The sequence below is a fragment of the Streptomyces tricolor genome (assembly GCF_002155905.1).
Taxonomy (GTDB): Bacteria; Actinomycetota; Actinomycetes; order Streptomycetales; family Streptomycetaceae; genus Streptomyces; species Streptomyces tricolor.
Map to the genome: position 1 here is coordinate 1 of NZ_MUMF01000008.1, position 242 is coordinate 242.

The following is a 242-nucleotide window of genomic DNA, read 5'->3' on the forward strand; positions in this document are numbered from 1 at the left end:
CCTCGCGGACCGTGCTGAAGTGCCGCCCGTCGATCACCCGGCCCTGCCGGTTGGACTGCACGGACAGCCGCACGTACACCTTGTCGTCACCCGCGGCGACCGCGTGGTGCAGCAGCGTCTCGGCCTCGTCCGGATGCCCCGGCACATGCACGGTCCACCCGTCCAGCGTGTCGAGCAGGGCCACGTCACCCGGGGCCATGTGCGTGAAGCCGCCGGCCGGCCAGTCGAAGGAGGCGGCGGCG

1 pseudogene is annotated in these 242 nt (G+C 73.1%); it reads right to left on the reverse strand.

What is annotated here, in order from left to right:
• Positions 1–242, reverse strand: a pseudogene (locus CCN44_RS00665) (transketolase); the annotation flags it as partial.